The sequence below is a fragment of the Hydrocoleum sp. CS-953 genome (assembly GCF_002260545.1).
In the GTDB taxonomy this organism is placed as follows: Bacteria; Cyanobacteriota; Cyanobacteriia; order Cyanobacteriales; family Microcoleaceae; genus Trichodesmium.
In genome coordinates, this window is record NZ_LGSU01001453.1 from 1 (window position 1) to 13,947 (window position 13,947).

At 44.1% G+C, this 13,947-nt stretch carries 5 protein-coding genes; 4 read left to right on the forward strand and 1 reads right to left on the reverse strand.

All coding sequences use genetic code 11. From position 1 onward, the window contains the following. Window positions 1–5,733: 5,733 nt before the first annotated feature. The 3 genes from AFK68_RS47085 to AFK68_RS30800 form a co-directional block, all read left to right on the forward strand. Window positions 5,734–6,390, forward strand: a 657-nt coding sequence (locus AFK68_RS47085) for a C-type lectin domain-containing protein (protein WP_371357631.1), incomplete at its 3' end; no start/stop codon positions are given. 5,246 nt (window positions 6,391–11,636) lie between these two features. Next, window positions 11,637–11,981, forward strand: a complete 345-nt coding sequence (locus AFK68_RS30795) for a hypothetical protein (RefSeq protein WP_094677815.1) — start codon at window positions 11,637–11,639, stop codon at window positions 11,979–11,981. Window positions 11,982–12,161: 180 nt separating this feature from the next. Next, on the forward strand, window positions 12,162–12,758 hold the full coding sequence (locus AFK68_RS30800; RefSeq protein ID WP_094677817.1) for a transposase: 597 nt from the start codon (window positions 12,162–12,164) through the stop codon (window positions 12,756–12,758). On the opposite strand, the gene AFK68_RS37610 is transcribed toward AFK68_RS30800, so the two are convergent. Continuing rightward, complete coding sequence (locus AFK68_RS37610; RefSeq protein ID WP_168186721.1) at window positions 12,759–12,935, reverse strand: hypothetical protein; 177 nt, start codon at window positions 12,933–12,935, stop codon at window positions 12,759–12,761. A gap of 576 nt (window positions 12,936–13,511) precedes the next feature. Here AFK68_RS37610 and AFK68_RS30805 point away from each other — a divergent pair. Beyond that, window positions 13,512–13,947: reverse transcriptase domain-containing protein (locus AFK68_RS30805; RefSeq protein ID WP_371357630.1), on the forward strand; the 436-nt coding region annotated here is incomplete at its 3' end.

Consider the following 13,947-nt stretch of genomic DNA (forward strand, 5'->3'; position numbering starts at 1 on the left):
TAATCAGAATCGGTTGTTTGAGCAATGGCAAGTTTTGAGAGATTTGGGTAATCCTGATGTGACTTTGGAGGAGTTACAGAATGAGATTGCTTCTAGGAAGTCGGAGGCGTTGGATAATTATCGGGATGTTGATACTGCTGCTGCGATAAGTTTGGTGAAAAATCAGGAGTCGGTGACTGCTTTGGGTTTGGCAAGGGAGCATTATCAGATTGAGTTGAGTCGTTTGGAAGGTTTGTTGGAACGTCAGGGAGAGTTGCAGGATGGGTTAGTAGCTTTGACTGGGGAAAGGGATGATTTGGTTGTTGCTAATGCGGAACAGTTGAAGGTTTTGGAAGAGGCGATCGCTAGGACGGAAAAAGATTTGGATGATGCGAGGAAGAAGTTGCAATATCAGCTTGTGGACCCGGATACGTTGGTTGCAGAGGCTGATGGGGTTAAGGCCGAAATTGCTAAGTTGGAGGCTAAAATTCAACAGTATCGCCAACAGTCTGCTGCTTTGAAGGCAAGGGCAAATAGTTATTATGGGCAAGCTAACCAGTATCGGCAACAGCAACAACATTACATAAATCTTGCTCGACCTCATGGCCCATTGAAATTCAATACAAAATGCGGGCGACCGTCGTCTACAAAATGTGGGCGACCATTGTATCGAAATCAAGGACTATACAACCATTATCAAAACTTAGCTAACCAAGCAGCGCGTAATGCTACTCATGTTAGCTGGCAAGGTGATGTGTTCCAAGTTAATCACAGTAAACTGGAGCAATTAGCAGCTCAAATGGGGCAACAAACTCAGGCTTTGAGAAATTATGAGAAGTTGCTGGAAGCTAATAACCAGAAACTATCCACACTTACTAGCGATCCCGANATGTGGGCGACCATTGTATCGAAATCAAGGACTATACAACCATTATCAAAACTTAGCTAACCAAGCAGCGCGTAATGCTACTCATGTTAGCTGGCAAGGTGATGTGTTCCAAGTTAATCACAGTAAACTGGAGCAATTAGCAGCTCAAATGGGGCAACAAACTCAGGCTTTGAGAAATTATGAGAAGTTGCTGGAAGCTAATAACCAGAAACTATCCACACTTACTAGCGATCCCGATGACGCGCATAAAATCCTGGCAGCGTTGCAAACACAAACAGCAGCAAAGAGGCAACAAGCAGAAAAATATTGGCAGCAAGCAGCTTTAGCAGAACAACGACGCAAGCAAAGTCAGGATAAAGCTAATTGGCATAATAGTATGTATCGCCGTTGGCAAGTTGTTGGTTATCGTCCCACAGGTCGTTGCGGTTGGGATCGTGCCCCAATTCACGGTTGGCGTCACTATCCAGAACACATCGCACCTCGTAACCAAGCCCAACAACAGGCAAATAATGCCGAAGGAGAACGTCGCACTTTTGAACAGTGGGCGCGACAGGCACAAACTGAGGCCGATGCGTTAAACCAACAGGCAACAGCTTTAGCCCAACGAGTGGGAGATTGGCCTGAACTGAAGCGGGGCATCGAATATGAAATTAATGCCAAACAACAGCAGTTGCAAGCTGAGAAGGATTTACTAGCATTGCAAACTCCAGTCCAACAGCAACAGTTAGAAACTCTAGATTTAAAGATTAATCAAACCAAAGACGAACTGCAAAAACTGGAAACCGAGCAATTGCCAGAACAGCAGCAAAAAGCTGATGCTACTGAGGAACGGTTGAAGACAGTTCAAGAGGAAGTAGAGAAAAATCAAACTCAGCGCAGTCAAACTCAAACAGATTTGCAAAATTTCCTAGAAACTTATGGTTATTTACTGCCATATCAGGAACGTCGGGCAGCAGTGCAAAAACAAATTCAACAGTTGACGGAAGAAATAACTATTGTCCAACAGTTATTATTGCAACTGCAAACTGAGGTAGCTAATAATCCTAGTAATAATCTAACCAGTCAGTTAGAGTCTACCCAAAATTATCTAGAGCAGATAGAGCAACAGTTGGCTTATGCAAAGGTGCAGGAGGAACAACTTAATCTTTCTGCTCCTGACTCTCCAGAACGTTTGGCTATTGGTAATTTGATTGATGAGTTAGCAAAACGACAACAGAATTTGCCAGAAACCAATACGTTGCCTTTACAGGAATATATTGACTTTTTGCGTGGCGTAGAAAATCGCAATAATAATTTGTTGAATGGGTTTGATGACTTGGAAGAGCGTTTGACGGCTGCCCAAACTCAACAAACTGCTGCGGATGAGACTTTGCAGCGACTTCAGGGCGAATATCGCGATTTAGGTTTGGAAAAAGCGGATATTGAGGCTGAGAAGTTGATGCCGACTCAAATTCAAGCTTTGCAAGAGAATATTAACGAGCAACAAGAAATTATAAATGGTTATCGCCAGCAGATTAGTAATGCTCATGCTGTGGCGAGTAATTTTGAGCAACAGCGACAGTATCATCAAAATAGCGCCAATTATTGGAACGGTCGAATCCGTACTTGGGGTGTGACTGGCTATCGCAGGGGTAAGTCTGGCAAGAAAGAACCAGTCTATGGTTGGATTCATAATCCACAGGCACAAGCTAACCGTAATGCCCACCTTGCTGCTGCCAACAGCGTTACTCAACAACGGAATGCAGCTACTCAACAAGCACAACAGCTAGAGGCGAATTTACAACCAAGTATCAATGCAACTCAAGCAACCATCGCTGCCATTGAAAATAAGCAGCAAATTTTCAAAGATATCGAAAATATTCAGCCGAATGCTACTTTGGAGGAAGCGATCGCTCTCAAAGACACCCAAATTACTAACACAAAAACGGCAATTAGTCAAACCCAAGATAAGATTAATTCTCTCGAAAATGATTTAGCTGCCACCAAGCAAGCTAAGTCCGATAAAGAAACAGAAATTGCGGGGCAAGAGGGAGCGATCGCTCAAACCCAAACCGATATTGCCACTACTGAAGATAAAATAACCGCCAAACAGGGAGAAATTAACCAAGCGCAGTCGGTGTTGCAAGGTTATCACAACCAAATAAACCAAGCGAATGCCGTTACTAATAATTTCGAGCAACAGCGACAGTATCATCAAAACAGTGCGAATTATTGGAACAGTCGCATCAAAACTTGGGGAGTAACTGGTCATCGCTGGGAGAGTTATCATTATCTGTCTGGAAAGCGCTGGAAAACAGGGCATCGTAAAGTACCCGTTTACGGTTGGATATATAACCCTCAAGCAAAAGCTAACCGAGATGCTCACCTTGCTGCAGCCAGCAGTAACACTCAACAGCGCAACTTAGCTGCCCAACAAGCACAACAACTCGCTACTAACTTGCAACCGCAAATAGAAGCCCAACAAAAAGATATTGCCGGACTGCAAGAGGAAAAGAAAACTATAGCAGTAGGGAAACAAAACCTGGAAACTCAGTTAAGCAACCAACAGCAAGAGTTANAGCAAAAGCTAACCGAGATGCTCACCTTGCTGCAGCCAGCAGTAACACTCAACAGCGCAACTTAGCTGCCCAACAAGCACAACAACTCGCTACTAACTTGCAACCGCAAATAGAAGCCCAACAAAAAGATATTGCCGGACTGCAAGAGGAAAAGAAAACTATAGCAGTAGGGAAACAAAACCTGGAAACTCAGTTAAGCAACCAACAGCAAGAGTTACAACATCTGCAATCTGAACTAGGAGAAATTGAGCAAAATATCAGCAACATTGAGTCTGATATTGCCACCAATGAGCAAAAGGTAGAAGAGCTAGACGCTCAACTGCTGAAAGAAAGCTCAGAGAAAATCTATCTCCAGGATACTTTAGCAGAAATAGACCAACGTATTGAGGAAAAAGAGTCCGAAATCTCAGACAAATATGAGGAAATTAAACTGACAGAGAAATACGCCCGCCATGTTAATGCTGAAGTCGATCGCCTAGAAAACCGCCTCGACTTAATTAACCAAGCAGATGCTCTCGAAACCGAATATCAAAACCAACAAGATAACTGGCAAAATGCTTTAGATAATCAAATAGCTGCTACTGAAGAATTTTTGGCAACTCGCAAAGCAGGGGAAGATGAACGAAAACAACTGTTATCCTTACAATCTCAGCTAGCAGATACTAAAACTCAACTTGCCACCGCTCAACAGCAACAAGCGCAACTCAGAACAGAGGTACAAACTGCCCAAAAAGATTTACAGTTAACTCAACTGCAACTCCGCAACCAGCACTTGCATTTACAAAGCTTAAACGCTCAAGACCCATCCCTGTACAGTGCTGAAGCTTATTACTACAACCAAGCTCAACACCATCGGGCGCGGATGTGGTATTCCAACGGTCGCCAGTATGTATATCACCACGGTCACGCAGCAGCATATCGCGCTAATTTGCAGAAAGCGTCACGGTTGGCACAGCAGCGTAACGAGAATTGGTCTAAGAGACAGGAAACTCACAAGAAAATTCAGGAGTTAAACCAGGCGATCGCTACTCAAACAGCAGATGTGGCTAGTAAGGAGCAGGAGTTGGCAAAAGTTACTCCAGAGGTGTCTAATTTAACTGCTAAGGCAGCAGAAATCGAAAGTCAAATCCCCCCTCTAGTTACTGCTCTAGAACCTCTAAAACAGGTGGAAAATGAGAAATTAGCAGACTTCCAAAATGCTGTTGGACAAACAGAAACCGCATCGGTAGAATTAGCTCAAACTACTAAGGAGCAAGCAGCAGCTTTGAATCATCTGATTAGCTTTGGGGTTTTGGGTACTGAATCTGATGTGGATTTCTTCGCGACTCAGGTGGAGCCAAAGGTTAATCAATTTATTCAACAGTTGCAAGACCGCAGTAATGACTTGGGTTCCCAAGCTGATACTCTAGGAGATTTAATAGGAGAATGGGAAGAAGAGTTAAATAATACCACAGATGAAGTCAGTCGTCAAGCTTTAACCGATTTGATTACCGAAACTATTGGCCAACAGAATAATCTGTTGCAACGTCAACAAGAGAATCAGGAAATAGTGACGGAATTGAGCGATCGCCTGACAGAAGCTACGGTATCTCTAGAAAATCTCCGACAACAGCAGGAGTTGGAAATTCGGGAACAACTCAATAGTAATGATAAGCGGTTAGAAGCGCTTAACCGTCAATTGGAAACTGAGACGGCAGCAGAAAAGGCGGTTAATGAGGATACGGTATTAGCTTATGCTCAACTCAATGACCAAGTACGGGCAGATTTGACGGCAAGTGCGACTCAGTGGGTAAGTCAATTGCAAGAGGGGCATCAGCAAACTCAGGAAATTGTGGAAAGTCAGCAAAATCTCTCTGAGTCAGTTGATGACTTGATTGAGTATATAGAGGATAATTTGGCAGATGTGGATGGGGAACGCGACCGGAATTTAGCNTATTAGCTTATGCTCAACTCAATGACCAAGTACGGGCAGATTTGACGGCAAGTGCGACTCAGTGGGTAAGTCAATTGCAAGAGGGGCATCAGCAAACTCAGGAAATTGTGGAAAGTCAGCAAAATCTCTCTGAGTCAGTTGATGACTTGATTGAGTATATAGAGGATAATTTGGCAGATGTGGATGGGGAACGCGACCGGAATTTAGCAGATTTGCGAGATGCTATTACTACTTTGGGTGTTGTTGCACCTCGTCGGGATGAGTTGGCAGCAGGGGAAACTGCGCTGAAGCAGGGAATTGAGAAGTTGAAGCAGTGGATAGAGCAGGATGCTGAGTTGTGGTCGGAAATTGCGCCTATTGCAGAACGTTATGGAGTGGAGTCTGAGGATAAAAATCCAACTGTCGTTAAGCTTCTCGATGAATACTTTGCTCTTGAGACGCAAAAACAACAGCGGTTAAAACCATCTGAAGGGTATCGTCGCATCGTTAATCCTGAAAACGGCAATTACTATTTCTTGACAAGGGCTGTTACCAGTTGGCCTGGTGCCCATGCAGAAGCGCGTCGAGTAGGAGGAAACTTGGCAACGATTCGCAATCAATCAGAGCAAAACTGGTTGAGGAATAACTTCCCCCTAGATTTTTGGATTGGTCTTACTGATGCTGGTCACGAGGGTCACTGGCGTTGGGTTAGCGGTGAGCCAGTTACTTATCATGGATGGCGTCCAGGAGAACCGAATAATTCTGGTGGTATAGAACACTATGCTGAGTTCAATCCTCATCATGGGGGATGGAATGACGTACCATTAAATCGTTGGGGTTCCCATTATATTCCAGGTGTAGTAGAAGTCTATGTCAAAGATTTAGAAGACAAACAGCGACACATTGCCAACCAATTATTAGCTTATGCAAACCAGCATGGGTCGGAAAACCTTGTCGATCTTCATCGTATTATTGAGGTATTCCAAGCCCAAACTGAAAAAGGCAGCAACAAATACAGTTCACGACTAGCCCAACTAAAAGCAGCAGAAGCCNATCGTATTATTGAGGTATTCCAAGCCCAAACTGAAAAAGGCAGCAACAAATACAGTTCACGACTAGCCCAACTAAAAGCAGCAGAAGCCCAAAATAACGCGCAAGCCTCTGCTGCACTAGCTCAAGCTGACTGGTACGAAAAACGAGCTGCCTACCACTGGCAACGCAGTCGCAAAAATGGCCCAACCTGGCAAGAATGGCGTCAAACTTGGAAACGTGGCAAGTCTGGCAAAAAAGAACATTGGGTACTCCTTACCCATGTTGACCACGATTGGATAATCTGGGATACCTACACCAAATACGCCCAACAACTCCGCCAACAAGCGGTCAATCAATTAGTGGCCACCGACAACCAATCCAAACAACAAGACCGTTTGCAACCTCTAGCAGAACAGTGGGCAGATGCTCAGAATGCTACCAACGCTGCCGAAGCACCAATTACGGCAAGTCGTAACCTGGTGGAAGTATTGGAAACTGCCCGCGAACAAATCCCCGCAGCTCAGGAACAGTTGCAACTGCTGGAAGAACTATTGCCTGAAATTGAACAAAAACTGGCAGAAGCTCAGAAGGAAGCGGACGACTACAATGCTAAAGTTTTAGCGGAGTGGGAAGAGCATGACGAAAATGCGACGGAATATATCAATACTGTTGAAGACATATTAGAACGTCGTGGCGACCTCAACAAACAATCCCAGGAGTTGCAAAACCAACTAGCAGATACGGAAAAATGGGTGGAACAACANGTTTTAGCGGAGTGGGAAGAGCATGACGAAAATGCGACGGAATATATCAATACTGTTGAAGACATATTAGAACGTCGTGGCGACCTCAACAAACAATCCCAGGAGTTGCAAAACCAACTAGCAGATACGGAAAAATGGGTGGAACAACAAACTGTGGCTTTGGATGTGGAAACCGAGCAAGTAGATAATTTGCGTCAACAGTTGATAGCTGATGGGGAGGCATTGGCAGAAAAAATCGCTGTGGCAACGGGCAACGAGTTAACGGAGTTGGAGACTAAACAAGCACAACTCCAGGATGCTCTGGCACTCCTAGACAATAAAGCTACGGTATTGCAACAACAGCAAACTGCCTTTAGTCAAAAACGCACTCTCCTAACCGCAGAAAACGAAGTTATTCTGGCAGAACAGCGGTTATTGGATGCCTACCTGACAACCCCTGACAGCGACTTAGAGCAACTGCGGTCACAACTAGCAGATGCCCGCGCTGCCCTAGCTGAAGCCCAACGTTTGGCAAAACAAGCAGAAGCCAGTAGTCAGGCATTAACGGCTCCTTTACAGGAAGTGCAAAACGACTTGTTGGCACAAAATGACGAACATTTAAAAGCTGCCAAGGAACACCAGCAGATACTCAAGGAACTGTTAGAGGCAACGGAACTAAATGCTAACTACACCTTAGAAGCAGCTAAGAAACAGCAGCAAGTCAACGACTTAGAGTTCCAAATCTTGCAACGGTTGCAGGAAGTGACTGCTGCGGGCAACCAGGAGGCAAAACATTTATTAGAAGTTGCTGCTCACAACGACGTTGCCAGCGCTGCCGAAATCTATTACCGCGATTACAGCGATATTGCCAGCGATACAGGGGGCAGTTGTGCAGGGGGGATAGCGCGACCGGAAGACCGGGCTTTAGCAGACCGTTACTACCGGGAAATGTTAACCCATCGGCAGTTGCAGCACCGGGCGCAAGCTCAAGCTAATCATTTCCGACGGATAAAAGATACCGCTCAAGGACAGATGGAGGCTTTAAGTCGGCAACAGGAAGCTGCTGCTCAGATACTCCAGGATATTAATAATAAGATTGCCGAAACCCAAGAGCAACGGGAAGCAAAAGAACAGGAATTAGCAGTTGCCCAAGCGCGGTTAGATGGTATTAGTCGTATCCGCCAACAAACAGAACAAACTTTTGTACAGTTAGTAAGTTTAGAACAACTGAACCTGGCNATACCGCTCAAGGACAGATGGAGGCTTTAAGTCGGCAACAGGAAGCTGCTGCTCAGATACTCCAGGATATTAATAATAAGATTGCCGAAACCCAAGAGCAACGGGAAGCAAAAGAACAGGAATTAGCAGTTGCCCAAGCGCGGTTAGATGGTATTAGTCGTATCCGCCAACAAACAGAACAAACTTTTGTACAGTTAGTAAGTTTAGAACAACTGAACCTGGCTCAAGCTCAGTTAGAACAACAAATTGCAGCCCAACGGCAGTCAGAGATTGAAGAGGAAGTGGCACGGCGCATCGAACGGGAACAAATCGAAATTGAACGTCAACGTTTAGAGGCGCGGGCGAAGTTGGAACAGTTGGAGCAGTTGCAAGCAGAGGAAGATTTGCGACAAGCGGTAAATCAGGTGCGGGTTGAGGTTGGTTTGAATGAGGTAGCTGGTGGTAGTGACTCGGCTCAGTTGCAGTCTCAGATGGCTTCGTTGTTGGGGCAGTTGCAGAATTTGGAGCAGCAACAGCCTGATTTACCTGATGATGTGAAGGCGTTGTTGGCTGATGCTCAGGGGGACTTGCAAGATGCCCTACAAGGTAAAGTGCAAGAGGTTGCCAAAGACAATTTGAGTTCGGTTCTGGGAACACTAATTCTACAAGGCAATAGCCATCGCGCCGAAATTAATAAAATTATTGAGGAAGAACGCCGAGANCAAGAGGTTGCCAAAGACAATTTGAGTTCGGTTCTGGGAACACTAATTCTACAAGGCAATAGCCATCGCGCCGAAATTAATAAAATTATTGAGGAAGAACGCCGAGATGCCACTTTACTCGAACAAGCACAAGATGATTTACATGGAGCAACCAAAGCATTTGTAGAGGAATTGGATGAAGCAAAACTACTGCAAGGGGAACGACAAATCCTGACTCCATTAGCAATGGAATCTCTGCTCAAAGTCTCCCACGCTAAGAATGCGGTCAATATTTCTAAAGAACTGGCAGCGGCATCCTATGAAATCATCAAAGAAATCCTGGATTACCGCAAAGAAGAACGGAAAGCCCGCAAAAAGGCTTTTTGGGCTAGCTTGGTGAATATCGCTCAAATTGTTCTAAGTGTAATTGGTATGATTTTCCCTCCTGCAAAACCTTTCACTACTATAATTAATGTAGCGATAGGCGCTATTTGGGCAGCAGTTAACGGCGATTGGTTGGGTGCAATTTTTAACGTAGTTACAGGAGTAGCAAGCTTTGCTAGCGGTATGTTAGGAGAATTTATTAAAAAAGCAGGCGCGTGCGTTTGCGTCCTCGGAACCAGCATTGCTAAAACTACTTTAGAAGCAATCAAGCGCACTATTGATGGTTTTAAAGCGCTAGCCAACGGAGCTTATAAGGGTATCCTGGCAATTAAATCTGGCGATGATATTGCAGGCGTCCTAACCATTCTTCAGGGTTTGGCAGAAGCAGTTACTACTGGTATAAATGGCTCGCAGTTTAAGACAGAATTTCTGAAGTTACCCGGAGGCAAACAACTTTTGACAGTTGTTGATGCTTTGAAAACTGCCCCGACCGCAATTTTAGGTGCTGTTCGGGCGATCAAAAATGGAGACCTTTTCTCTGGCATCAACACTATTCTAGCTCAAGCTTTATCTCTGGGTCAGAACTTAACTAGCGGAGTCGCTAATTCCTTGTTTGGCGTTCTGGGTCAAGTTAATCAAGCTGCGGGTGTCGTAGTTGATAAGTTCATTAACAAAGGAGGATTTTTCGGTTGGCTAGAAGGTATCGGTCAAATTGGCGGTATTTTCAGCAGNAAATGGAGACCTTTTCTCTGGCATCAACACTATTCTAGCTCAAGCTTTATCTCTGGGTCAGAACTTAACTAGCGGAGTCGCTAATTCCTTGTTTGGCGTTCTGGGTCAAGTTAATCAAGCTGCGGGTGTCGTAGTTGATAAGTTCATTAACAAAGGAGGATTTTTCGGTTGGCTAGAAGGTATCGGTCAAATTGGCGGTATTTTCAGCAGTCTACCTCAAACGTTAAAACCAGCGGTTGACGATCTAAAAGACTGTAAGTGTCCTACCAAACTTGCAGGAATTGTTGGCAAGGTATTTGATGCCGCTAAATTAGAAAAATTTGCCCACAAAGCGGGCGCATTTGCTAACGCGGTTGAAAATACGGCTTTCTCTACTCTGGCTATTTCCACTGTAATTGAAGGTGCAACGAAAGACTTAAAGTCATTTTTCAAGAGTTTAGATAACGCCAAAGATTATCTCAAAGAAGGGTTTGGCAACGATATCAAACGGATGAAAGCAGACGAAAATAGCGCTTACAACAAGCTCAAAAAACAATTTGATGCTATTGCCGATCAACTAGAGGAAGCAGGTGAAGATGTAATTTCCTTAGATTTAGGTTCTGCTTATCGTCGCCTGAAAAAAGTTGTTGAATCTGCCTTTAGTAGCCAAACCCTAAAACCTTTAGAGAATACATTAAAAGAATTCCTTCATACCTTTGAGCCACTTGTCTTTGAATTTGACCATGTGAATCTCAAATACCCCTAAGATGAAAGAGGAGGAAAAGTAACCATAGTTATTTAATTAACGTCCTATTAAAAGGCGATCGCCCCTTTCCAAAAAAAAAGAGCGATCGCCTACCCAATATATCATGGGCGAATGGCCATTCGCCCCTACAGATACCAACCATTCCACGGAAATATGCGATCGGGGATAGCTCCCATCCCCATTAACCAACCCATACTAAAATACCAATCAAAAACAACAGCCAATTCTCAAATATATGCAAAAATTCCCAACTCCAACCACCAACCCTCAACTCAAAGAAATAATCGCCCAAACTCGCCAGGGATTAGAAAAAAATTACGGCGAACAATTAGAGCGAATAGTTCTNATCGCCTACCCAATATATCATGGGCGAATGGCCATTCGCCCCTACAGATACCAACCATTCCACGGAAATATGCGATCGGGGATAGCTCCCATCCCCATTAACCAACCCATACTAAAATACCAATCAAAAACAACAGCCAATTCTCAAATATATGCAAAAATTCCCAACTCCAACCACCAACCCTCAACTCAAAGAAATAATCGCCCAAACTCGCCAGGGATTAGAAAAAAAATTACGGCGAACAATTAGAGCGAATAGTTCTCTTTGGGTAGCGGTGTAGCTACCGCTAGGCTTCACCAACGCTTATTCTTCATCAAAAATATGCTAACATTAAATCATACTTAATATCCCTAAAAAATCTTACCAAAATGAAAGATCGTCAGATATCAATAGAGGATTGACTGAATCAAAAAATAACGATTGGTACGGGCTTTCTGGCATTCGCCCCCCACAGATGCCAATTATTCCAGAGAAATATGGAAGAGGCGTTGGCGGAGCAAATGGGGTAGCTATATCGTTGCCTGTGGCCAGACCAACCCCAAACACAAAAATTATTGCCTACCCAATACATCTGGTATGGGCGAATGCCAGAAAGCCCCTACGGATATTAATTGTTTCACAGAAATATGGAAGAGGTGGTCGTTGCCTGTGGCCAAACCAACCCCAAAACCATTGCCTCTCCAATACATCTGGTATGGGCGAATGCCAGAAAGCCCCTACGGGTATTAATTATTTTCGATAAATATGAGATAGGCGACGCTCCCTGTACCCAAACCAACCAAAAGACCATGACCAATACAACAACCATTGCCTACCAAATAATCATGTAGGGGCTTTCTGGTATTCGCCCCCCACAGATACCAATCATTCCAATAAAACAAAAATCTGATAAAATAGGAAAAAAACAATAAATATCAACCTTATGTCCTACGATCCTCAAAAACATCATCGGCGATCGCTTCGTCTCAAAGGTTATGACTATTCAAAAGCTGGAGCCTATTTTATCACCATTTGCACTTACAACCTTCAGACTCTATTTGGAGAAATTATTGACGGCAAAATGCAGTTAAATCAATTAGGTGAGGTAGTTGCTGAGGAATGGGAGCGATCGGCACAAATGCGTCAAGAAATAGAATTAGACTATTCGGTAATCATGCCAAATCATTTACATGGTATTGTTATCATTAATAACGTAGGGGCGAACGGCCATTTTGTTCCGCAACATGAAACGCCCCTACACGGCCATTTTGTTCCGCAACATGAAACCCCCCTACGGATGAAACCTCGATCAATATCATCATTAATGGCAGGATTCAAATCTGCTGTCACTAAACGAATTAATCGCATTCCCTATCATGGCGAACAATTAACTACACCAGTTCCTGTGTGGCAACGCAATTATTACGAGCATATTATCAGAAATGAAACATCATTAAATCAACTCCGACAATACATAATAGAAAATCCTTTAAAATGGGAAATAGATCAATTACATCCTAATAATCCTTCAAAATGGTAATCACAATGACCATAAATATTGCCTACCAAAAACCATGTAGGGGCTTTCTGGCATTCGCCCTCTACCGATACCAATCATGGCACAGAAATATGTCAGAGGCGTTGGCGCAGCAAATGCGGTAGCTATATCGCCCCCCGACCCCAAATAATCTCTCAAAATGGTAATCACAATAACCATAAATATTACCTACCAAATAACCATGTAGGGGCTTTCTGGAATTCGCCCTCTACCGATACCAATTATGTCAGAGGCGTTGGCGCAGCAAATGCAGCTATATCGCCCCCCGACCCCAAAACCAACAAAAAGACCATGACCAACACAACAACCATTGCTTACCCAACAATATACCTGGGCTTTCNGTGCGACTCGTTCCTGTTAGGAGCCTTTAGAGACTAAAGGGGTATGAACAGGGTCTAACGAGGCCACAGAGGAAGAGCCTGTATAGTCCATAGCTATATGAGGCCACCGAAGAAGAGCCTGTTGGATAACTGAGTTACGGATGCTGGCGAAAACCCAGCCCGTTAAGGGACAACGGACTCCCAATCTGGCCACACCGAGCTAGACCTTTTCCACTAGCAGAGTGAAGCTGGCATCAGACCTCAACCAGAGCCGATGTGATTAGGCGCACTGGGGGTAATGGGGAGACGGCATGGGCACATTACGGAATGTCCTGAAAAAGCGTCTTATTGCTTGGCAAAGAGTCACTTGAATCTCTTGACCACNCGTTTGGTGCTGAAATCCCATGCTGCAAGGATGCTAGCTGTAAGACAAGTCTCTCAGCTTAATTCTGGGAAGAAAACTTGTGGGGTCGATGGACAAAAATCCCTAAACTTTAAGCAAAGGCTTAACCTAGCTGAAAAGCTAAAAGAAGCAAATCACTGGGAACACGAAGGATTAAGGGAAGTTAAAATCCCCAAGAAAAATGGGAAAATCCGAACATTAAAAATCCCAACCATCGCAGATAGGGCATGGCAATGTCTTGTCAAATATGCCTTAGAACCCGCCCACGAAGTAACATTCCATGCCCGAAGCTACGGCTTTAGACCAGGCAGAGGTACACAAGACGCTCAAAAATACGTCTTTAATAACCTCAGAAGTCAAGCCAAAGGTAAAAATAAACGGGTAATCGAATTAGACATTGAAAAATGTTTCGACAGAATTAACCATAAGGCAATTATGACTAATGTCA